Annotated in this window: 17 protein-coding genes; 12 read left to right on the top strand and 5 right to left on the bottom strand. The window is 73.7% G+C overall.

The features are described 5' to 3' along the window. Together ABIH81_RS25460 and ABIH81_RS25455 are read left to right on the top strand one after the other, a co-directional pair. Positions 1 to 1,224 (top strand): dolichyl-phosphate beta-glucosyltransferase, encoded by a 1,224-nt coding sequence (locus ABIH81_RS25460; protein WP_349877398.1) that lies wholly within the window; start codon positions 1 to 3, stop codon positions 1,222 to 1,224. 118 nt (positions 1,225 to 1,342) lie between these two features. Continuing rightward, entirely contained in the window at positions 1,343 to 2,032 is a 690-nt protein-coding gene (locus tag ABIH81_RS25455) for a helix-turn-helix transcriptional regulator (protein ID WP_349877397.1), read from the top strand. A 7-nt stretch (positions 2,033 to 2,039) separates the two neighbouring features. On the opposite strand, the gene ABIH81_RS25450 is transcribed toward ABIH81_RS25455, so the two are convergent. Further along, positions 2,040 to 2,441 (bottom strand): VOC family protein, encoded by a 402-nt coding sequence (locus ABIH81_RS25450; protein WP_349877396.1) that lies wholly within the window; start codon positions 2,439 to 2,441, stop codon positions 2,040 to 2,042. Between the two features lie 183 nt (positions 2,442 to 2,624). Between ABIH81_RS25450 and ABIH81_RS25445 the strand changes: the two genes are divergently transcribed. The 4 genes from ABIH81_RS25445 to ABIH81_RS25430 all read left to right on the top strand — a co-directional run bounded on the left by ABIH81_RS25445 (position 2,625) and on the right by ABIH81_RS25430 (position 7,692). Continuing rightward, positions 2,625 to 2,783 (top strand): hypothetical protein, encoded by a 159-nt coding sequence (locus ABIH81_RS25445; RefSeq protein ID WP_018787270.1) that lies wholly within the window; start codon positions 2,625 to 2,627, stop codon positions 2,781 to 2,783. Beyond that, a complete protein-coding gene (locus ABIH81_RS25440) occupies positions 2,780 to 4,195 on the top strand; it encodes a methyltransferase domain-containing protein (protein ID WP_349877395.1) in 1,416 nt (471 codons plus the stop codon). Before ABIH81_RS25445 ends, ABIH81_RS25440 begins: the two co-directional genes overlap by 4 nt. After that, positions 4,188 to 6,233, top strand: a complete 2,046-nt coding sequence (locus tag ABIH81_RS25435) for a sulfatase-like hydrolase/transferase (protein ID WP_349877394.1) — start codon at positions 4,188 to 4,190, stop codon at positions 6,231 to 6,233. The genes ABIH81_RS25440 and ABIH81_RS25435 overlap by 8 nt, the downstream gene beginning before the upstream one ends. Before the next feature lie 175 nt (positions 6,234 to 6,408). Further along, positions 6,409 to 7,692, top strand: a complete 1,284-nt coding sequence (locus ABIH81_RS25430) for a citrate synthase (RefSeq protein WP_349877393.1) — start codon at positions 6,409 to 6,411, stop codon at positions 7,690 to 7,692. 177 nt (positions 7,693 to 7,869) lie between these two features. Here the strand turns inward: ABIH81_RS25430 and ABIH81_RS25425 are convergent, their stop codons facing one another. Continuing rightward, complete coding sequence (locus ABIH81_RS25425) at positions 7,870 to 9,267, bottom strand: glycosyltransferase family 4 protein (protein ID WP_349877392.1); 1,398 nt, start codon at positions 9,265 to 9,267, stop codon at positions 7,870 to 7,872. 318 nt (positions 9,268 to 9,585) lie between these two features. Between ABIH81_RS25425 and glgX the strand changes: the two genes are divergently transcribed. From glgX to treZ, 3 genes are read left to right on the top strand one after another with little or no spacing between them, the layout of a single operon-like run. Then, complete coding sequence (gene glgX, locus ABIH81_RS25420) at positions 9,586 to 11,706, top strand: glycogen debranching protein GlgX (RefSeq protein ID WP_349877391.1); 2,121 nt, start codon at positions 9,586 to 9,588, stop codon at positions 11,704 to 11,706. Between the two features lie 3 nt (positions 11,707 to 11,709). Next, positions 11,710 to 14,010, top strand: coding sequence for a malto-oligosyltrehalose synthase (gene treY, locus ABIH81_RS25415; RefSeq protein WP_349877390.1), 2,301 nt, complete (start codon positions 11,710 to 11,712; stop codon positions 14,008 to 14,010). Continuing rightward, on the top strand, positions 14,007 to 15,740 hold the full coding sequence (treZ, locus tag ABIH81_RS25410; protein WP_349877389.1) for a malto-oligosyltrehalose trehalohydrolase: 1,734 nt from the start codon (positions 14,007 to 14,009) through the stop codon (positions 15,738 to 15,740). Before treY ends, treZ begins: the two co-directional genes overlap by 4 nt. Before the next feature lie 5 nt (positions 15,741 to 15,745). On the opposite strand, the gene ABIH81_RS25405 is transcribed toward treZ, so the two are convergent. Further along, positions 15,746 to 18,574, bottom strand: a complete 2,829-nt coding sequence (locus tag ABIH81_RS25405; protein WP_349877388.1) for a BTAD domain-containing putative transcriptional regulator — start codon at positions 18,572 to 18,574, stop codon at positions 15,746 to 15,748. A 123-nt stretch (positions 18,575 to 18,697) separates the two neighbouring features. Next, positions 18,698 to 19,312 carry a hemolysin gene (locus ABIH81_RS25400; protein WP_349877387.1) on the bottom strand — a complete coding sequence of 205 codons (615 nt, stop codon included), beginning with the start codon at positions 19,310 to 19,312 and terminating at the stop codon, positions 18,698 to 18,700. Between the two features lie 238 nt (positions 19,313 to 19,550). On the opposite strand from ABIH81_RS25400, the gene ABIH81_RS25395 reads away from it, so the two are divergent. Next, entirely contained in the window at positions 19,551 to 20,198 is a 648-nt protein-coding gene (locus ABIH81_RS25395; RefSeq protein WP_349877386.1) for a maleylpyruvate isomerase family mycothiol-dependent enzyme, read from the top strand. A 54-nt stretch (positions 20,199 to 20,252) separates the two neighbouring features. On the opposite strand, the gene map is transcribed toward ABIH81_RS25395, so the two are convergent. Then, complete coding sequence (gene map / locus ABIH81_RS25390; RefSeq protein ID WP_349877385.1) at positions 20,253 to 21,026, bottom strand: type I methionyl aminopeptidase; 774 nt, start codon at positions 21,024 to 21,026, stop codon at positions 20,253 to 20,255. 66 nt (positions 21,027 to 21,092) lie between these two features. On the opposite strand from map, the gene ABIH81_RS25385 reads away from it, so the two are divergent. Together ABIH81_RS25385 and ABIH81_RS25380 are read left to right on the top strand one after the other, a co-directional pair. Further along, positions 21,093 to 21,383, top strand: a complete 291-nt coding sequence (locus tag ABIH81_RS25385; protein ID WP_349877384.1) for a helix-turn-helix transcriptional regulator — start codon at positions 21,093 to 21,095, stop codon at positions 21,381 to 21,383. A gap of 45 nt (positions 21,384 to 21,428) precedes the next feature. Then, positions 21,429 to 22,037: a DUF6518 family protein gene (locus ABIH81_RS25380; RefSeq protein WP_349877383.1), complete on the top strand. Its 609-nt coding sequence runs from the start codon at positions 21,429 to 21,431 to the stop codon at positions 22,035 to 22,037. The last annotated feature ends 84 nt before the right edge of the window (positions 22,038 to 22,121 follow it).

Below are 22,121 nucleotides of genomic sequence, written 5' to 3'. Positions count from 1 at the left end.
ATGACTGGTACGTACGCGCCGCGGGCCGCCGTGCAGGCCCGGCCCGCCGCCGACAGCGCGGTGCTCGACGTGGTGGTTCCGGTGTACAACGAGGAGGCCGACCTGGGCCCCTGCGTCCGGCGGCTGCACGCGCACCTGACCGCGCACTTCCCGTACCCGTTCCGGATCACGGTGGCCGACAACGCCAGCGTGGACGGCACCCCGGCGGTGGCGCGGGCGCTCGCCGACGAGCTGCCCGAGGTGGGGGTGCTGCGCCTGGACGAGAAGGGACGCGGGCGGGCGCTGCGCGCCGCCTGGTCGGCCTCGCCGGCGCCGGTGCTCGCGTACATGGACGTGGACCTGTCCACCGACCTGGCCGCGCTGCTGCCGCTGGTCGCGCCGCTCATCTCCGGGCACTCGGACCTGGCCATCGGCACCCGGCTGGCGCGGACCAGCCGGGTGGTCCGGGGTGCCAAGCGGGAGGTCATCTCGCGGGGCTACAACCTGCTGCTGCGCGGCGCGCTCGCGGCGCGTTTCTCCGACGCCCAGTGCGGGTTCAAGGCGATCCGCGCCGACGTGGCGGCCGAGCTGCTGCCGCTGGTACGCGACACCGGCTGGTTCTTCGACACCGAGCTGCTGGTCCTGGCGCAGCGGGCCGGGCTGCGCATCCACGAGGTGCCGGTGGACTGGGTGGACGACCCGGACAGCCGCGTCGACATCGTCGCCACCGCGCTCGCCGATCTGCGGGGCATCGGCCGGCTGGGCCGTGCGCTGGTGACCGGGGCGCTGCCGCTGGCGCAGTTGCGCGCCCAGCTCGGCCGTGGGCCGTTGCCGGCACCGCCGGCGCAGGTGCCGTTCGGGTTGCCCCGCCAGCTCGCCCGGTTCGCCGCGGTGGGCGTGGCGAGCACACTCGCGTACCTGCTGTTGTTCCTGCTGGCCCGCGGCCCGCTCGGGGCGCAGCCGGCGAATCTGCTGGCGCTGCTGCTCACCGCGGTGGCCAACACGGCGGCCAACCGGCGGCTCACGTTCGGGGTCACCGGGCGCCGGCACGCCGGGCGCCACCACCTCCAGGGGCTGCTCGCGTTCGCGCTCGGCCTTGCCCTGACCAGCGGCTCCCTGGCCGTGCTGCACGCCACCACCGCCCCGAACCGCGGCTTGGAGCTGACCGTCCTGGTCGCGGCCAACCTGGCCGCGACGGCCCTGCGTTTCCTCCTGCTCCGCCTGGCCATGCACCACCGCCCCTGACCCCCCACCTCCACGGTCGATCATGAGGTTGGCGGCGCGACACGCCGGGCGCCGGTGCCGTGAACTTCATGATCGACGGGGAGGTGGCAGGGTTGGGGGTGTGTACCGGGAGCGGGCAGTGGCGGGGATTCCCGGCGGGGTGCTGTGGAGCAGCTTCTCCGGTGGGGGCGAGACCCGCGTGCTGCCGGACGGGTGCCTGGACCTGCTCTGGTCCAGCCGGTCCGGGCTGCTGGTCGCCGGCCCGGACCGCACCGCACACCTGTCGCGATCCGCGCCGGGGGACCGGTGGATCGGGCTGCGCCTGCCGCCGGGGACCGGCCCGGCCGTGTTCGGGGTGCCCGCCGAGGAGCTGCGGGACCGCCGCGTACCGCTGGCCGACCTGTGGGGCCGCGCCGCCGCCGAGGTGACCGAGCGGGTCGAGACGGCGCTTGACGCGCCGGGCACCGGGACCGCCGCCGCGGTGCTCACCCGGGTCGCCCGCGACCGGCTGCGCGCGGCCGGCGGCCCCGACCCGCTCGGCGCGCGGGTCGCCGCCCGCCTGGCCGCCGGGGCCACCGTCGCCGCGACCGCCGCCGAGGTCGGCCTGGGCGAGCGCGCTCTGCACCGGCGCAGCCGGGCCCTGTTCGGGTACGGCCCGAAGACGCTGGCCCGCATCCTGCGGATGCGCCGCGCGCTGGACCTGGCCCGCACCGGCGCGCCGCTCGCCGAGGTGGCGGTGCGCAGCGGGTACGCCGACCAGGCCCACCTGACCCGCGAGGTACGGGAGCTGGCCGGGGTGCCGCCGACCCGGCTGCTCGGTCGCGACTGACCGCCGGTCAGTCGCCGGTGGGCAGCGGGGCGAACAGGTCCACGCCGTTGCCGTCCGGATCGTGCAGGACCGCGTACCGCTGGCCCCAGAACGCGTCCCACGGCGGCAGTTCACCGTGGTACCCGGCGCCGGTCAGCTCGGCGTACCAGCGGTCCACCTCGGCCGCGTCGGCGCACCGGAAGGCCAGGCTCATCCGGGTGTTGCCGCCGGACGGGTCGAAGCCGGGGTGGAAGCTGCGGATCGTCTCGACCGTGTCCCAGGCCAGCCGTACTCCGTTCGGCAGGGTGACCTCCACGTGCGGCTGCGTCTCGGCGCCGGCCGGGATCGGCAGCCCCAGCCGCCGGTAGAAGTCGAGCGTGCGGGCCATGTCGGTGACCACGGCCCCGACCAGATCGAACTGCGGTGTCATGCCGGCCACGGTAGGCGTGACCGGCCCGGCCCGTCTTGAACGGATCGGACGGGGGACGAGTGGCCGGTGTGGCCGCGCGCCCGGTCACCGAGACGTTACGGTGGGGGACAAGTCCGGCGCCGAGCAACGAAGCTCGCATTCCGGGCGTGCTCCGATGACCCGGCGACGGAAGGAAATGCAGCCGTGACGCATCTGGCCTACCTGGACGCGGGATCCGGCAGTCTCATCGTGCAGGCGGTGGTCGGCGGGGTGGCCGGGGTGGCCGTGGCCGCCAAGCTCTACTGGCGCCGCCTGGTGTCCCGGTTCCGGCGCCAGCCCACCGACCAGGGCCCGGCGGCGTGACGATCCCCGACACCGGCGTCCGCGTCGAACCCGGCTCCTTCCGCGACCCCGGCAACCGGGTGTTCCACCGGGGTGAGGAGGTGCTGCGCGGGCTCGACGAGCGCTCCGCCCGTGACTGGCGCGCGCTGTCGGTCACCGACTTCTTCCGGCAGGCCACCTCCCGGGGGCAGATCGTCGGCACCGAGGAGCTGACCCCGACCCCGGTCGACGCGCCCTGGACCGCGGTGCTGCGGCACGAGCGGATCCCGTTCGTCTCGCACCCCTACGAGTGGTCGTACGCGATGCTGCGCGACGCCGCGCTGCTGCACCTCGACGTGCTGCGCGCCGCCCTGGAAGCCGGCTTCACCACGAAGGACGGGTCGGCCTACAACGTGCAGTGGCGCGGCGCCCGGCCGGTCTTCATCGACGTCGGCTCGTTCGAGGCGCTGCGCGACGGCGAACCCTGGGCCGGCTACCGGCAGTTCTGCCAGACGCTGCTCTACCCGCTGCTGGTCCAGGCCCACCTCGGGCTGGACTTCCAGCCGTTCCTGCGCGCCCGCGTCGACGGCGTCGAGCCGGACCAGATGCGCCGGCTGTTCGGCGGCACCCGGCGCTGGCGGGCCGGCGTGCCCACCCACGTGCACCTGCACGGCGCCATGCAGGCCCGCAACTCCGCCGCGAGCACCACCGACGTCCGCGCCCAGTTGCGCGCCGCCGGGTTCTCCCGCGAGCTGGCGCTGGCCACGGTACGCGGGCTGGCGAAACTGGTCCGCCGGCTCGACCACCGGCCCGGCGACAGCCACTGGTCGGACTACCAGCGCACCTGCGCGTACTCGGTGCCGGACCGGCAGGCCAAGGAGGAGTTCGTCGACCGGGCGGTGGCCGCCACCGGAGGAGGCTCGGCGCTGGACCTGGGCGCCAACGACGGCCGGTACGCCCGCATCGCCGCCCGGCACGCCGCGCACGTCGTCGCCGTCGAGCAGGACCCGGCAGTGGTCGACACGCTCTACCGCGCGCTGCGCGACGAGGGCGAGACACGGATCCTGCCGCTGGTGATGGACCTGGCCGACCCGTCGCCCGGCGGCGGCTGGCGCGGCGTCGAGCGGGCCGCGTTCGCCGACCGGGCCCGCGCCGACAGCGTCCTGGCCCTGGCCGTGGTGCACCACCTGGCGATCGGGCGCAACGTCCCGCTGCCCGAGGTGCTCGACCAGCTCACTGCGCTCACCGCCACCGGCGGCAGCCTGGTGGTGGAGTTCGTCCACCCGGACGACCCGATGGCCGGCCGGCTACTGGCGAACAAGCCGGACGGCCTGTTCCCGGACTACCGGCGGGACGCGTTCGAGGCGCTGCTGGCCCGCCGGGGCCGGGTCGTCGCCCGGACCGAGCTGCCGTCCGGCACCCGCACGCTCTACCAGGTGGTGGTGGGTGGCTGAGGACACCCTCGCATCACCCCGGAACCGCGCGGCCGGCCCGGACCGGCGGGAGCGCCGGCCCTGGTGGCGGGCCGAGGCGGCCCGGCTGGCCGAGGTGGCCGCGCTGGCCGGGCTCGTGGTCACCCAGCCGCTGCTCGACGTGCTCGGCCGCAGCCCCGACTTCTTCCTGTTCCACCGCGCCTCCCGGGCCGACGTGTTGCTGCTGGTCGCCCTGATCGCGCTCACGCCGACGGTGCTGTTCGCGCTCCTGGGCGCGCTCGCGTTGCCCGCCGGACGCCTCACCCGGGCCGCCGTGCACACCGCGATCGTGGGCCTGCTGCTCGCCGCGCTGGCGGTCCAGGTCGGCCGGCACGTCACGCCGCTTCGGGGCGTACCCCTGCTGGTCGTCGCCGGTGTGGCCGGAGCCGCGGGGGCGGCCGCGCACCGGCGGTGGCGGGCGCCCCGGCGGGTGCTGCGGGTGGCCGCCGCCGGGCCGCTGGTGTTCGTCGGGTTGTTCCTGTTCGCCTCGCCGGCCTCGGCGGTGGTGCTGCCGCGCGGTGAGGGCGGCGCCGCCGGGGTGGCCGGCGCGGGCGCGCACCCGCCGGTGGTCATGATCGTGCTGGACGAGCTGCCGCTGGTCTCCCTGCTCGGCCCGGACGGCCGGATCGACGCCGACCGCTACCCGAACTTCGCGGCGCTGGCCGGCGGGTCGACCTGGTACCGCAACGCGACGGGCGTCAGCGGCTGGACGCCCTACGCGCTGCCCGCGATGCTCACCGGGCGCTACCCGGAGCGGGGGGCGGCGCCGCACTACTCGCAGTACCCGGACAACCTGTTCACCGCGCTCGGCGGCCTCTACCGGATCAAGGCCGAGGAGAGCATCACCCGGCTCTGCCCGCCGAGCCGCTGCGAGCAGGCGACCACCCCGGAACAGGGGCTCGGCGTGCTGGTCCGGGAGAGCGGCAGGCTGCTCGGCCGGATCGCCGCGCCGGTGGACAGCCGGATCGACCCGGAGGACTCCTACCGCGAGCGGACCGCCGCCGAGGCCGGGCTGGACGCCGCCGAGCCGGTGCCGGACGACCCGAAGTTCCGCTGGGACACCCTGGACGACAACCAGCCGGCCCGGTTCACCTCGTTCCTGGCCGGGCTGCGCCCCGACACCCGGCCCACGCTGCACTTCCTGCACCTGCTGATGCCGCACTCGCCGTGGGCGTACCTGCCGTCCGGGGCGCACTACGCGGCGCCGGAGGACCTGCCCAGCGACGGCGCCGGCTGGGTCGACCTGGCCCGCGCCCGGCACCTGGCCCAGCTCGGCTACACCGACCGGCTGATCGGCGAGACGCTGCGGACGCTGCGCGCCACCGGCCTCTACGACCAGGCGCTGGTGGTGGTCACCGCCGACCACGGGGTGAGCTTCCGCCGCGACTGGCAGGGCCGGGGGATGGACGCCATCAACCATGCCGCGAACGAGGTGGCCTGGGTGCCGATGTTCGTCAAGGAGCCCGGCCAGCGCGCCGGACGGGTGGACGACCGCAACTGGGAGCACGTCGACCTGCTGCCCACGATCGCCGACGAGACGCACATGAAGGTGCCCTGGCGGATGGAGGGCCGGTCGGCGAAGGCGGCCCCGCGCGAACGGGCGGACAAACGCTTCTACGACCGCCCCGCCCAGCCGGTCACGATCACCGGCGGCGTGCCCGCCCCGCTCCCATCGGTTCCGGTCGACCCGCTCGTCGGCACCCGGGTCGCCGATGCGCCGGCGGGCGGGTCCGCCACGGTGGCGAACCGGGCCGCGTTCGACGCGGTCGACCCGGCCGGTGGCGGGCTGCCGGCGCTGGTCTGGGGCACCGTGCCGGACGGCGTACCCGACGGCACCCGGCTCGCCGTGGCGGTCAACGGGACGGTCGGCGCGGTGGTGCCCGTGCTGCCGCCGGACGCCGGTGGACGGCGCTTCGCGGCGCTGCTCGCCGACGACCGGCTGTTCGCCGCCGGAGCCAACCGGCTCGACCTCTACCGGGTCGGTGACGACGGGGCGCTGCGGCGGCTCACGCTGTCGTGACGGACCTCCCGAACGTGCCCATGGCCGCGCTCCCATCCGTTTCCGGACCGGCTGGCCGGGAAACAGGTGACGCACACCTCACCCCGAAACCATGACGAGCGGTGTTCTCCGCGCCGTGATTACGGTAGAAGCGAAGGCAATTCAACGAAGATCTTGCCGGCGAAGCGAGGAACAGATGACGGAAGTCAAGCTCGACCACCCCGGTGGGCAGCTGTCGATGCCGGTGCAGCCCGCGGTCGAGGGCCCCGCCGGGATCGGGGTGAGCAAGCTGCTCAAGGAAACCGGGATGACCACGTACGACCCCGGTTTCGTGAACACCGCGTCCTGCTCGTCCGCCATCACCTACATCGACGGTGATGCCGGCATCCTGCGGTACCGCGGTTACCCGATCGACCAGCTGGCCGAGAAGTCCTCCTTCCTGGAGGTCTCCTACCTGCTGATCTACGGCGAGCTGCCGTCCCAGACGCAGCTCACCGAGTTCAGCGAGCGGATCCGGCGGCACTCGCTGCTGCACGAGGAGATGCGCCGCTTCTTCGACGGCTTCCCCCGCGACGCGCACCCGATGGCCGTGCTCTCCTCGGCCGTCAGCGCCATCTCGACCTTCTACCAGGACAGCCTGGACCCGTTCGACTCCGAGCACGTGGAGATGTCCACGGTGCGGCTGATGGCGAAGGTGCCGACCATCGCCTCGTACGCGTACAAGAAGTCGATCGGACAGCCGCTGCTGTACCCGGACAACTCGCTGGGCTACGTCGAGAACTTCCTGCGGATGACGTTCGGCGTACCGGCCGAGCCGTACGAGGTCGACCCGGTGGTGGCCCGGGTGCTGGACATGCTGTTCATCCTGCACGCCGACCACGAGCAGAACTGCTCCACCTCGACCGTGCGGCTGGTCGGCTCCAGCAACGCCAACCTGTTCGCCTCGGTCTCGGCCGGCGTGAACGCGCTGTTCGGCCCGCTGCACGGCGGCGCCAACCAGGCCGTCCTGGAGATGCTCCAGAAGATCCAGGCCGAGGGTGGCGACGTCCGCTCCTTCGTGCAGAAGGTGAAGGACAAGCAGGACGGCGTGAAGCTGATGGGCTTCGGGCACCGGGTCTACAAGAACTACGACCCGCGCGCCGCCATCGTGAAGAAGGCCGCCCAGGACGTGCTCGGCCGGATGGCCAAGCCGGACCCGCTGCTGGACCTCGCGGTGCAGCTGGAGGAGATCGCGCTCGCCGACGACTTCTTCGTGTCCCGGCGGCTCTACCCGAACGTGGACTTCTACACCGGCCTGATCTACAAGGCCATGGGCTTCCCGACCAAGATGTTCACGGTGCTGTTCGCGCTCGGCCGGCTGCCCGGCTGGATCGCGCAGTGGCGCGAGATGATCAACGACCCGGAGACCAAGATCGGTCGCCCGCGGCAGATCTACACCGGCGCCACCGAGCGGGACTACGTCCCCGCCGAGAAGCGCTGAGCGTGCAAGGAAGGGCCCCTTGTTAACGCCTCCGGTAGAGGAGGGGCCCCCTTTTAACAGGTGGACGACGAAGGCCGCCGACCCGAGCAGGGTCGGCGGCCTTCGTCGTGCGCGCCGGGGTGGGGACGTTAACAAGGGGCCCTTCCTCTACCGGAGGCGTTAATAGGGGGCCCTTCCTTACCGGAGGCCGGCGGCGGTCAGGAGGTTGCCCTCGGGGACTCGCGGGGTGGCCCGGCCGTGTTCCATGCGGTGCTGGGCGCGGGCGGCGGTGAACGCCGGGTCGCCGGCGATGGCGGCGGCGTACGCGCCGGCGGTGCGGGACGCGATGGCCGCCCAGCCGTACTGCTCGTGCACCATGACGCGGGCCCGCCGGGCGAGCGCACGCGCCCGGTCCCGGTCGGACAGCAGCGTGTGCACCGCCTCGGCCAGCCCGTCCGGGTCGTGCGGGGCGAACGTCATCCCGGTGACGCCCGGCTCGACGATCTCGGCCAGCCCGCCGGTACGGGCCACTGCGAGCGGCGCGCCCGCGGCTGCCCCCTCCAGCGCCACCATGCCGAACGGCTCGTAGATGCTCGGCACGGCGAAGCAGTCCGAGGCGGCCATCACGGCGGGCAGGTCGGTGCCGCCGAGGAACCCGGGCATGCTCACAGTGGCGCCCAGCCCGAGGCGGTGCACCTCGGCCTCCAGGTCGGCCCGGTACGGCCCGTCGCCGACGATCACCGCGCGCAGCCCGGGGTGCCGGTCACGCAGCCGGGGCAGCCCGGCCAGCAGGTGCTGCACGCCCTTCTCGTACACCAGGCGGCCGGCGAACGTGACCAGCGGGCCGTCGGCGGCGAACCGGGCCCGGGCGGCGGCGACCGCCGACGCGGGCACCCGCCAGCGGTGCGGCTCGACGCCGTTGGGAACCACGTCGACCCGGGCGGCGTCGACGCCGAACAGCGCGCCCACCTCGTCGCGCATGTAGCCGGAGCAGACGATCACCCGGCCGGACTCCCCGGCGAGCCAGTGTTCGACGCCGTGGATGGTGCGGTTCATCTCCTCGGGCAGCCAGCCCTGGTGCCGGCCCGCCTCGGTGGCGTGGATGGTGGTGACCAGCGGGACGTCGAGGTGTTCGCGCAGCGTCATCGCGGTGTGTGCGACGAGCCAGTCGTGGGCGTGGATGACGTCGTAGGAGCCGGCGGAGGCGGCGCGCAGCGCGGCTCGGGTCAGGGTGTGGTTGAACGCCATGGTCCAGGCCAGCAGCGAGCCGGTGGCGAGGGGGAAGCGGACCGGGTCCTCGGCGGCGCGGACGATGCGGACGCCGTCGGCGTACTCCTCCAGGGGTGCGCCCTCGGCGTGGCGGGTGACGACTGTGACCTCGTGCCCGGCGGCGGCCAGCGCCACGGACAGCGCGTGGACGTGGCGGCCGAGCCCGCCGACGAGCACCGGCGGGTACTCCCACGACAGCATCAGGATGCGCCGGGTCCGGGGCGCGGCCCCGGCCGGCGACGGCGGGGCCGGGCGGGAGGTGAGGGTGGGCCGGTGGAGCCGGTCCATCGCGGTGGCGGGCTGAGCGCCGACCCGCAGAGTGGTCACGTCGATCTCCGTCCATGCATGGTGAGGCACGCCGGCATCGGTGGCGGCGACGAGCGGTGGTGAGGGGTGGCCGAACGGCCCGGGCGGGCCCCGCGCGCGCGTGGGCCCGCATCCAGGAAAGTCCATCTGCCGCCGCGCCGCATCTTCAAAAGGGCGATCGTGACGGATGACACTCGAACGTCTATCCGGACTCAGGAGGGCGGATTCGGTTACGGTCCGAACGGGGGGATTGACGGCGGGTACGACGGGGCATCACCGGCGTGCGCATCGGCGGCTCCCCTGTCCGGTGCGCTCACGATCATGGGCCGAAGGAGCGACATGCAGGTCTGGCCGGGCGACAGCTACCCCCTCGGCGCCACGTACGACGGGATGGGCACCAACTTCGCGATCTTCTCCGAGGTGGCGGAGAAGATCGAGCTGTGCCTGTTCGACGAGTGGGACATCGGCACCGAGCGCCGGGTGGAGCTGCGCGAGGTCGACGCGTACGTCTGGCACGCCTACATCCCGGGCGTCGAACCCGGCCAGCGGTACGGCTACCGGGTGCACGGGCCGTGGAACCCGGCCGAGGGGCTGCGCTGCAATCCGCACAAGCTGCTGCTCGACCCGTACGCGAAGGCGGTCGACGGTGAGGTCACCTGGCACCCGTCGGTCTACGACTACGAGGTCGGCGGCGACCCGGACCGGATGAACACCGCCGACTCGGCGCCGTACATGCCGAAGTCGGTGGTGGTGAACCCGTACTTCGACTGGGGCAACGACCGGCCGCCGCGCACCCCGTACCACCACTCGGTGATCTACGAGGCGCACGTGCGCGGCCTGACCATGCGCCACCCGGGCATCCCGGAGGAGCTGCGCGGCACGTACGCGGCGATGGCCTCACCGGTGATGATCGAGCACTTCAAGCGGCTCGGCGTGACGGCGGTGGAGCTGATGCCGGTGCACGAGTTCGTGCACGACCACCGCCTGGCCGACCTGGGGCTGCGCAACTACTGGGGCTACAACACCATCGGCTTCTTCGCCCCGCACCACGGCTACTCCGCGCTGGGCCGCCTCGGCCAGCAGGTGCAGGAGTTCCGGGGCATGGTCAAGGCGCTGCACGCGGCCGGCATCGAGGTCATCCTCGACGTGGTCTACAACCACACCGCCGAGGGCAACCACCTCGGGTCGTCGCTGAGCTTCAAGGGCATCGACACCCCCAGCTACTACCGGCTCTCCGAGGACGACCGGCGCTACTTCGTCGACTACACCGGCACCGGCAACAGCCTCAACGTGCGCAGCCCGCACTCGCTGCAACTGATCATGGATTCGCTGCGCTACTGGGTGACCGAGATGCACGTCGACGGCTTCCGGTTCGACCTGGCCGCCACGCTGGCCCGCGAGTTCTACGAGGTGGACCGGCTGTCCACGTTCTTCGAGGTGGTGCAGCAGGACCCGGTCGTCGGCCGGGTCAAGCTCATCGCCGAGCCGTGGGACGTCGGCCCCGGCGGCTACCAGGTCGGCAACTTCCCGCCGCAGTGGACCGAGTGGAACGGCAAGTACCGCGACACCGTACGCGACTTCTGGCGCGGCGAGCCGGCCACGCTCGCCGAGTTCGCCTCCCGCATCTCCGGCTCCGCCGACCTCTACCAGGACGACGGCCGCCGCCCGTTCCACAGCATCAACTTCGTCACCTGCCACGACGGGTTCACGCTCACCGACCTGGTCTCCTACAACGACAAGCACAACGAGGCAAACGGCGAGGACAACCGGGACGGGGAGAGCCACAACCGGTCCTGGAACTGCGGCGTCGAGGGGGAGACCGACGACCCGGGCGTGCTCGCGCTGCGGGCCCGGCAGCGGCGCAACTTCCTGGCCACGCTGATGCTGTCCCAGGGCGTGCCGATGCTCGGCCACGGCGACGAGCTGGGCCGCACCCAGCGCGGCAACAACAACGCCTACTGCCAGGACAGCGAGATCGCCTGGGTCGACTGGGACCGGGCCGACACCGAACTGCTGGACTTCGTCCGCCGGCTCACCGAGTTCCGCAACCGGCACCAGGTGTTCCGCCGCCGCCGGTTCTTCACCGGCCTGCCGGTGGGCGGCCGGGCCGCCGGCTCCGGGCTGCCGGACCTCGCCTGGTACACCCCGGACGGCCGGGAGATGACCGGCGAGGACTGGGGCAACGACTTCGGCCGCTCGGTGGCCCTGTTCGTCAACGGCGACGGCATCGGCGAACGCGGCCAGTACGGCCAGCGCCACCGGGACAGCTCCTTCCTGCTGCTGTTCAACGCGCACGACGCGCCGCTGGACTTCACGCTGCCCGGCGAGGAGTTCGGCACCCGGTGGGAGCTGGTGATCAGCACCGCGGAACCCGATCCGGAGAAGACGACGCTCGTCGAGGCGGGCGGCACGGTCTGCGTGCCGGACCGCTCGCTGCTGGTCCTGGAGAGGACGGCCTGACCGATGCCCGACACCCCCCGCTCGACCTACCGGGTGCAGGTGCGTCCCGGCTTCGACCTGGACGCCACGGCCGAGCTGGCGGGCTACCTCGCCGCGCTCGGCGTTACCCACCTCTACACCGCGCCCCTGCTCACCGCCACCCCCGGCTCCACGCACGGCTACGACGTGGCCGACCACCGCGCGGTCAACCCGCAGCTCGGCGGCGAGGCCGCCCGGGCACGGCTGGTCCGGGCGCTGCGCGCGTCCGGGCTGGGCCTGGTCGTGGACATCGTGCCCAACCACGCCGGGGTGGCCCGGCCGGAGGCCAACCCGGCCTGGTGGGACGTGCTGCGCCGGGGGCGCGACTCGGCGTACGCGCGCTGGTTCGACATCGACTGGGACCGCGGGCGGCTGCTGCTGCCGGTGCTCGCCGACACCGCCGACGCGCTCGACGACCTGAAGCTCGTCGACGGGGAGCTGCGCTACCACGAGCACCGCTTCCCGGTCGCCGAGGGCACCGGCGACGGGACACCCGGCCAGGTGCACGACCGGCAGCACTACGAGCTGGTGAACTGGCGGCGCGGCGACGCCGAGCTGACGTACCGCCGGTTCTTCGCCGTGTCCGACCTGGCCGGCCTGCGGGTGGAGGATCCGGAGGTCTTCGACGCCACCCACGCGGAGATCCTGCGCTGGGTCGGCGCCGGGGAGGTCGACGGCATCCGGGTCGACCACCCGGACGGGCTGCGCGACCCGGCCGGCTACCTGGCCCGGTTGCGCGCCGCCGCGCCGGAGCGCTGGCTGGTGGTGGAGAAGATCCTGGAGTACAGCGAGGACCTGCCGGACTGGCCGGTCGACGGCACCACCGGCTACGACGCGCTGGCCGCCGTGTCCGGGCTGTTCGTCGACCCGGACGCCGAACCGGAGTTCACCACGCTCGACGGCCGGCTGACCGGGCGGCACACCTCCTGGGCCGACCTGACGCACGCCACCAAGCTGGAGGCCGCCACCCGGCTGCTCGCCGCCGAGCTGACCCGCCTGGCCGCGCTCGTGCCGGAGCTGCCGGGCGAGGAGGTCCGCGCCGCCCTGGCGGAGCTGGCCGCGTGCTTCCCGGTCTACCGCAACTACCCGCCCGAGGGTGCCCGGCACCTGGCCGCCGCCCGCAGCGAGGCCGGCCGCCGCCGCCCCGGCCTGGCCGGCGTGCTGGACGCGGTCACCGCCCGGCTGCGCGATCCCGGCCACGAACTGGCCGCCCGGTTCCCGCAGTTCACCGGCGCGGTGATGGCCAAGGGCGTGGAGGACACCGCGTACTACCGGTGGAGCCGGTTCGTCGCCCTCAACGAGGTCGGCGGCAACCCGGACCACTTCGGCGTGCCCCCGGCCGAGCTGCACCGGTTCGCCGCCTCCCGGCACGTGCGCTGGCCGGCGAGCATGACCGCGCTCTCCACCCACGACACCAAGCGCGGCGAGGACGTCCGCGCCCGGCTCGCGGTACTGTCCGAGCTGCCCGGCCGCTGGGCCGAGCGGGTCGCCGACTGGATGTCCCGGGCGCCGCTGGCCGACCCCGCGCTGGCCCACCTGCTCTGGCAGACCGCCGTCGGGGCGTGGCCGATCGAACGGGAACGACTGCACGGGTACGCCGAGAAGGCCGCCCGGGAGGCGTCGGTCACCACCAGCTGGGCCGACCCGGACCCGGCCTTCGAGCACGAGCTGCACGCCCTGGTCGACCGGATGTACGACGACCCGGAACTGCACGCCCAGATCACCGCGTTCGCCGCCGAGATCACCCCGCCCGGCTGGTCGAACGCGCTCGGGCAGAAGCTGGTCCAGCTCGCCATGCCCGGGGTGCCCGACGTCTACCAGGGCACCGAGCTGTGGGAGAACTCGCTCGTCGACCCGGACAACCGGCGGCCGGTCGACTTCGCCGTACGCCGGAAGGTGCTGGCCCGGCTCGACGCCGGATGGCGGCCCGCGGTGGCCGGCGACGGCGCGGCCAAGCTGCTCGTGGTGTCCCGGACGCTGCGGCTGCGCCGCGACCGCCCGGACCTGTTCGGCGGCTACCGGCCGGTGCCGGCGCGCGGCCCGGCCGCCGTGCACGCGGTGGCCTTCGACCGGGGCGGCGCGGTCGCGGTGGCGACCCGGCTGCCGCTGCGGCTGGCCCGTTCCGGCGGCTGGCGGGGCACGACCCTGTCACTTCCTGTTCACGAGTGCACCGACTTGTTCACCGGGCGGGTCTACAGTGGTTCTGAGCTGCTCCTGGATGATCTGCTGAGCACCTATCCCGTCGCCCTCCTCGCACCCACCGACTATGTGGAGGCCGCCGCATGACCGAGTTCACGGTGTGGGCGCCCGAGGCCGCCCGGGTGCGGCTGCGCCTGCCCGGCGCCGCCGACCACGCGATGCGTCCCGGGCCGGACGGCTGGTGGCGGGTCGAGGTGCCCGACGCCGGGCCGGGCACCGACTACGCGTTCCTGCTCGACGACGACGACCAGGCGCTGCCCGATCCCCGCTCGGCCTGGCAGCCGGCCGGGGTGCACGGGCCCAGCCGGCTCTACGACCACGCGGCGTTCGGCTGGACCGACGCCGCCTGGACCGGCCGGCAGCTGCCCGGCAGCGTGCTGTACGAGCTGCACATCGGCACGTTCACCCCGGAGGGCACGTTCGACGGGGCGATCGCCAGGCTCGACCACCTGGTCGACCTCGGCGTCGACATGGTCGAGCTGCTGCCGGTGAACGCGTTCAACGGCGAGTACAACTGGGGCTACGACGGCGTCTGCTGGTACGCCCCGCACGAGCCGTACGGCGGCCCGGACGGCCTGAAACGGTTCGTCGACGCCGCCCACGCCAAGGGCCTGGGGGTGATCCTCGACGTCGTCTACAACCATTTCGGGCCCTCCGGGGCCTACGCGCCGCGGTTCGCGCCGTACCTCACCGAGCAGAGCAACACCTGGGGCCGCACCGTCAACCTGGACGGCCCGCACTCCGACGGGGTACGCCGCTACATCGCCGACAGCGTGCTGACCTGGCTGCGCGACTACCACGTCGACGGGCTGCGGCTGGACGCCGTGCACGCCATGCCGGACGGCCGGGCCGTGCACTGGCTGGAGGAGGTCGCCGCCGAGGTGGAGGCGCTGTCGACGCACCTCGGGCGGCCGCTGTCCCTGATCGCCGAGAGCGACCTCAACGACCCGCGCCTGATCACGCCCCGCGAGGCGGGCGGGTACGGCCTGCACGCCCAGTGGAACGACGACGCCCACCACGCGCTGCACACGCTGCTCACCGGCGAGCGGCAGGGCTACTACGGCGACTTCGGCTCCCTCGAATGCCTCACCGACGTGCTGACCGGCGGCTTCTTCCACGCCGGCACCTGGTCCAGCTTCCGGGGCCGTAGCCACGGCCGCCCGGTCGACCGGCAGCGCACGCCCGGCCACCGCTTCGTGGCGTACCTGCAGAACCACGACCAGATCGGCAACCGGGCCACCGGCGACCGGATCTCCGCCACACTGTCGCCCGGCCTGCTGCGCGTCGGCGCGACGCTGCTGATGACCGCGCCGTTCACGCCGATGCTGTTCATGGGGGAGGAGTGGGCGGCCGCCACGCCGTGGCAGTTCTTCACCAGCCACCCCGAGCCGGAACTCGCGGCGGCGGTCGCGACCGGCCGCCGACGCGAGTTCGCCAGCCACGGCTGGGCCACCGACGACGTGCCCGACCCGCAGGATCCGCAGACGTTCCTGCGGTCCCGGCTGGACTGGGCCGAGCTGGACAAGCCGGAACACCGCGAGACGTACGACCTCTACCGGCGGCTGATCACGCTGCGCCGCTCCCGGGCCGACCTGTCCGACCCCCGGCTGGACCGGGTCGACGTACGCCACGGCGACCGGTTCCTGGTGATGCGGCGCGGCGACACGCTCGTGGTGGCGAACCTGGCCGGCCGGGCGCAGCGGATCAACCTGCCCGGGGTGGTACGCCGCGTGCTGCTCGCCACGTCCGAGGGCGTCACGGTCATGCGCGACGGCATCGAGCTGCCGGCGGAGTCCGCCGCGATCGTGGCGCTCTGACCGCCTCACGGGCCGGGGCACGCGCTCAGCTTCCGCCGTACCGCCTCGGCGTCGGCGTGACCGAGTTGCTCGTACAGCGCGAGTGACCGACGCCAGGCGTCCCGGGCCGCGTCCGTCCGCCCGGCCGCGGCACACGTGTCGCCGAGGTGATCCAGCACGATGCCTTCGGCGTGCCGGTCACCGATCTCGGTGAACAGGGCGAGGGCCTGCCGGAAGCAGTCGACCGCCTGCTCGTACTCGCCGAGGTGGTGGTGGGCGAAGCCGATGCTGTCCCACGTGTTCGCCTGCCCGTACGCGCTCCCGGCCTGCTCGGACAGGGCGAGCGCGCGGCGGCAGTAGGTGATCGCGTCGTGGTGCTCGCCGAGCTGCGAGTGGTACCAGCCGATCGCGTTGAGCGCGACTGCCTGCTTGAGCGGACCGCCGACCCGCTCGTAGAGGGCGAGGCTCCGCCGTGCGTGCGGCAGGGCCTCCCGGGGCTGCCGCTGCCGGTCGTGCAGCATGCCGAGGTCGAAGTGGGTGTGCGCCCGCCCCTCGTCGTCACCCAGTGCCGCGAACAGGTCCAGCGCGGCGAGCAGGTTGCGCTGCGCCTCGGCGTACCGGCCGAGGTTGGAGCACGCCCCGGCCAGGAGCCGGTGCGCCTGGGCCTGCGCCGGGCGGTCACCGGACCGCCGGGTCGACCCGACCGCCCGGCGGGCCACGGTGGCCCAGTCGTGCCAGTGGCCCTGCCTGTCGAAGTAGGTGGCCAGGGTCCACGAGAGCTGACCGGCCGCGGTGTCGAGGCCGTTGCCGGCGGCGTACTCGATGATCGCGAGGAGCACCTGGTGTTCGCGCGTGAACCAGGCCAGCGCCGCCGTGAGGTCGTCGAGCCGTTCGGCTGCCACCCCCGCCGCGGCGGGGGCCAGCGTCAGTGGGTCGCGCTGCGGGGAGAGCAGCAGCGCGGCCGCGTGCGCGGTGTGCAGATGGTGGTCGACCAGCCGGCACAGCGCGGACCGGCAGCCGGCCGGGTCCCCGGCCGCCCGCTCGACCGCGTACGTCCGGACCAGGTCGTGCATCCGGTACCGGCCCGCGACGTGTTCCTGCACGAGGTGCGCGTCGACCAGCTCGCGCAGTGGCGGGCGCAGCTCGTCCGGCGTACGGGCGGTCAGGCCGGCCGCCGCGGCCCGGCTGATGTCCGGGCCCGGGGCGAGGCCGAGCAGCGTGAACACCTCCGCCGCGGCCGGTGTGAGCGCCGCGAGCGAGCGGGACAGCACCACGCGCAGGTTCGTCGTCGCCTCGTCGCCGGCCAGCGCGTCCAGCGGGCGGACCGCCGTGGTCAGCTCCTCCGCGACCGACGACAGGGGGAGGTCGGGGTGAAGCGCCGCACGGGCCGCCACGATCCCGAGCGCCAGCGGCAGACCCCCGCAGAAGCGCAGGATGTCCGCGACGGCGTCCGGCTGTCCCGCCACCCGCGCGGCACCCACCTGCCGGACGATCAGCTCGTACGCCTCGTCGTCGGGCAGCACGTCCAGCGGCAGCGGTCGCGCGCCGTGGGTGGTGACGAGGGTGGCCAGCTGCCGGCGGCTGGTCACCAGCACCGCACTCGTGGGCGTGCCGGGCAGCAGCGGGATCACCGTGGCGGCGTCGCGGGCGTCGTCGAGGACGACCAGCAGCCGGCGGCCGGCGACGAGCGTGCGGTACAGCGACGCCTGGGCCTCCGGGTCCGCCGGGACGCGTGCCGGTTCGACACCGAGCGCTTCGAGGAAGCCGCGTACCGCCGCCGGCCACCCCACCGGGTCCGCGGTCGGGTCGAAGCCGCGCAGGTTGACGTAGAGCTGCCCGTCGGGGAAGCGATCGGCGTTGGCGTGCGCCCACCGCAGGGCCAGCCACGTCTTGCCGACTCCACCGCCACCACCGATGGACGAGATCACCACCGGCGACCCGGCGCCGTCCGGGCGTCCCGCGTCGCCGAGCTGGTCGTCGAGGCGCGCGAGCTGGGCGGTCCGGCCGGCGAAGACCCCTGGTGACGCGGGCAGCTGCCGGGGCACGGTGCCCGCGTCCCGTGCCGTGCCGGTTGCCGTCGCGCTTGATTCGTCGCGGCCCGGCAGGTCCGGCGGCGCGATCGCCGGGTCGGCGGTGAGGATCTGCTGGTAGAGCTGTGCCAGCGGCGGGCTGGGGTCGGTGCCGATCTCGGCGGCCAGCCGGCGGCGCATCCGGTGGAAGTGCTCGAGCGCGTCGGCCTGCCGTCCGCACCGGTACAGCGCGAGCATCGCCTGCGCCGCCAGACGCTCGTCCCACGGGTACCGGCTGCTCAGCGCCAGGACGTCGGGGAGGAGACGGGCGTGCCCGCCGCGTCGCAGGGCGATGTCGTTGCGGTCCAGGGCGGCCGCGAGCCGCTGCCGGTCGAGGGTCTGCCGGTAGGCCGCCAGCCACTGTGTGGTCAGCCCGTCGAACGCCTCGCCGCGCCAGAGCCCCAGCGCCCGCTCCAGGCAGCTGATCGCCGTCGCGTCGTCCTCGGCGCGCCGCGCCTGCTCGGTCAGCTCGCGGAAGCGGTGCAGGTCGACGCGGCCCGGGTCGACGGCGAGCAGGTAGCCGGGATGGCGCCGGACGATGCGGACCTCGCCGGCGCCGGCCAGGGCCCGGCGGAGCCGGGACAGGTAACCACGCAGGGTGGCGGTGGCCCCGTCCGGCACCTCGTCGCCCCAGACCCGGCTGATGAGCTGTTCGGTCGCGACGACACGGTTGGGCTCGACCAGCAGGGCGGCGAGGACGCACTGTTGGCGGGCGTGACCGATCCGGACCGTCCGGCCGTCGACCCGGACGTCCAGGTCGCCGAGCACCCGGAACTCCACCGCCACGGACTGTCACGGTAGCCGCGGCCGGTGGTGGTCGGACCGGGCGTGACGACGATCCGACAGGCGGCAGCGCGGCGGTCCGCAGGGCCCGTTCTCTGAGCCCCGCGGACCGCCGTGCCGACGGGATCAGGGGCAGTTGGTCGGGTTGTCCACCGTGGGCCGGCAGTCGTCGAACACCACGTCCGGGCCTCCGTCACCGTCGTCCACGCCGGGACCGCCGACCAATGTGTCCCCGCCCTGGTCGCCGTAGAGGTGATCGTCGTTGCTGCCGCCGTCGACGCGGTCGTTGCCGTCCAGGGCGCTGGGCCCGATGAAGCGGTCCCCGTGGATGGTGTCGGCGCCACCGTCGCCGTGGAGGTTGTCGTTGCCCAGGTCGCCCCAGATGTCGTCGCCGGTCAGCCCGCCGTAGACGATGTCGTCGCCGCTGTTGGCCTGGATGTCGTCGTTGCCGTCGAGCCCGCAGATGACGTCGTCGTCGACGCTTCCGACGATGACGTTGCGAGCTGTCGTGCCGACGATGAACTCCGGGCCGTTGGCGTTGTTGCTGATGTAGAGCGCGCCGGCGAATCTCAGGGTGTATCCGGCCGGCACCGGCGCCCCGGAGTAGGGGCCGCAGTCGGCGGGGACCACGTAGGCCGCGGACGCCGGGGTGGCGGCGCCGGCCAGGCCCGCGGTGGTCAGGACGAGTGCACCGGCCACCGAGGCGGCGGCACGGGCGGTGGAGAGGTAACGGTGTGACATGACGCTTCTCCCTTGCGGTTGATGTGTACGAGAAGCGTCACCGGCGAGCGTTGAGCGTACGTGCAGCAAACGTTGAACCCCCGCCCCTCTCCGCCGATCTCGGACTTGTGGCGCCTCGAAGGTCGCGCATGTCCGGTTCGCGAACCACCACAACTCCAAGATCGGCGGAGAGGGGAGCGGTGAGTTCGCTGCGGCGGCGTGGTCCAACCCTCCGACGACCGACTCTGGAGGTTCCCCCATGTCCGACAACCCCGGCCGTGACGAGCTGTGGGCGCTCGCGCACGCCGAGCGCGCCGCCCTGGCCGACGATCTCGCCGGTCTCGACGCAACGCAGTGGGAGCGGCGCTCGCTGTGCGGCCGGTGGACGGTGGAGGAGACGCTCGCGCACATGACCGCGGCGGCGAGCGTCGGCCGTGCCCGCTGGGTCGCCAGCGTGCTCGGCGCCCGGTTCGACTTCGATCTGCACAACGACCGCCGGCTGGCCGAGCACCGGGGCGCCGACCCGGGGGAGACGCTCGACCGGTTCCGCCGGATCATCGGCAGCACCACGTCGACGTTCGGGCCGACCGAGGCGTGGCTCGGCGAGGTGGTCGTGCACGCCCAGGACATCCGGCGCCCGCTCGGCCTGACACGTACGCCGTCGGTCGAGGCCGTCACGCCGGTCGCCCGGTTCTACGCCGGGCGGGACTTCACGGTGGCCGGGCGCAGCGCGATCGACGGCCTGCGGGTGGAGGCGACCGACGGGCCGTTCACCGCCGGCGCCGGCCCGCTGGTCAGCGGCACCACTGTCGCGCTCATGATGGCGATGGCCGGGCGGGCCGCCTACTGCGACGACCTCACCGGCCCCGGCGTACCCACCCTGCGTGAGCGCTGCGTGCCCGCCTGACGGCGATCGGCGGCGGGAACGCGGGAGAGCCGCGGAGGCCTGCCGCAGCGAAGGTCACTGCTTCGGCAGCGTCAGGATCTCCGCGCCGTCGTCGGTGATGGCGATGGTGTGCTCGCTGTGCGCCGTGCGGCAGCCCGTCGCGCTGCGCAGCGTCCACCCGTCGGCGTCGGTGACCAGCGTGGCGGTGTCCGCCATCACCCACGGCTCCAACGCCAGCAGCAGCCCGGGGCGCAGCGTGTAGCCGCGCCCGGGCCGCCCGATGTTCGACACGTGCGGATCCTGGTGCATCGTCGACCCGACGCCGTGGCCGCCGAACTCGGTGTTGACCGAGTATCCGGCCTCGGTGAGGACCGATCCGATGGCGTGCGAGAGGTCGCCGACGCGGGCGCCGGGACGGGCCGCCGCGATACCGGCGCGCAACGCCCGCTCCGTCGCGTCGATGAGCGCGACGCTCTCCGCGGGCCGGGCGTCGCCGACGAGGAAGCTGATCGCCGAGTCCGCCACCACTCCGCCGAGGCTGACGGCCAGGTCGAGGCTCAGCAGGTCGCCGTCGGCGAGCGCGTAGTCGTGCGGCAGCCCGTGCAGCACCGCGTCGTTGACCGAGGTGCAGATGTAGTGGCCGAACGGCCCGCGCCCGAACGACGGCGCGTAGTCGACGTAGCAGGACTGCGCCCCGGCCTCGGCGATCATGCGCTGCGCCTGCCTGTCGATGTCGAGCAGGTTCGTGCCGACGGTGGTGCGGCTGCGCAGCGTCTGGAGGATGTGGGCGACCAGGGCGCCGGTGTCCCGCGCCCGCCGGACGTCGGCGGGGCTCAGGATCTCGATCATGCGGGCGCCTTCCTCGTGGAACCAATAAGTATCCCGGTCATGTTATCCCGGTATTAGAATCCTGGCATGGTCCGGTTGCCCCTCACCCCCGCCGAGGTCGAGCGCGGGCAGCGCCTCGGCGCGCTCCTGCGCCGCGCCCGGGGTGAGCGTTCGATGCTGCTCACCGCGCTGGACGCGGGCGTCTCCCCGGAGACGCTCCGGAAGATCGAGTCCGGCCGGGTCGCCACGCCGACGTTCCCCACCATCGCGGCCATCGCCGACGTCCTCGGCCTCTCCCTCGACGAGGTGTGGTCCGAGATCAACAGGTCCGACGGCGCGGTGCGTCTCGCGCCGTCCGAGCGGCGCCTGGCCTCGTAGGGCCGCCCTGCCGACCCGGGGAGCATACTCAGTATGCTCCCACGCATGCCACCCACACGTCGCACCGTCGCCCTCGTCGTTCCCGTCGCCGGTCTCCTGCTCGGCTTCGGAGACTTCGTCTGGATCAAGTGGGTGCCGTACCCGTTCGCCGAACTCGGCAACTCCACCGCCACCTGGGCGGTCGCCGCGTTCGCGCTGGGCTGGTGGATCCGGTCGGAGGCGGTACGCGCCGCCGTCGCGGCCAGCGTCCTGCTGATCGTCGCGGTGCCCAGCTACTACCTCGCGGCGACGCTGCTCCAGGGCGACGACCTCGCCGTGATCTGGTCGCCCACCTCGATCGTCTGGATGGCGCTCGGCGTGGTGGCGGGCGTGGTGTTCGGCGTCGCCGGAATCTGGGCGCGGACCGAGGGATGGCGACGCGTCGTGGGGACCGCGCTGCCGGTGGCCGTGTTCGTCGAGGAGGCGCTGCGGTTCGCGCTGAGGTCGCGGTCCGGCTATCCCGGCGCCTGGTGGAACGTGGCCATCGACCTCGGGCTCGCCGCGCTGCTGGTGGTGCTGATCGGCCGCTCCGCCCGGGTACGGCTGCTGGCCGCCGCGGTGGCTGTCCCGCTGGCCGCGGCGGGTGCGGTCACGTTCTCCGTCGTCGCGGGCTGACCCGCCCCGTCGGCCGGCGGACCACCGCGCCGGCCGAGGCGGCGGCCACCCGCTCGACCGGGATCGGCGACAATGATCCGAGAA

The organism is Micromonospora sp. HUAS YX12 (assembly GCF_040215685.1).
GTDB lineage: Bacteria > Actinomycetota > Actinomycetes > Mycobacteriales > Micromonosporaceae > Micromonospora > Micromonospora tulbaghiae.
The sequence above is the reverse complement of the archived record's forward strand: the minus strand, read 5'-3'. Positions and strand labels throughout refer to the sequence as shown.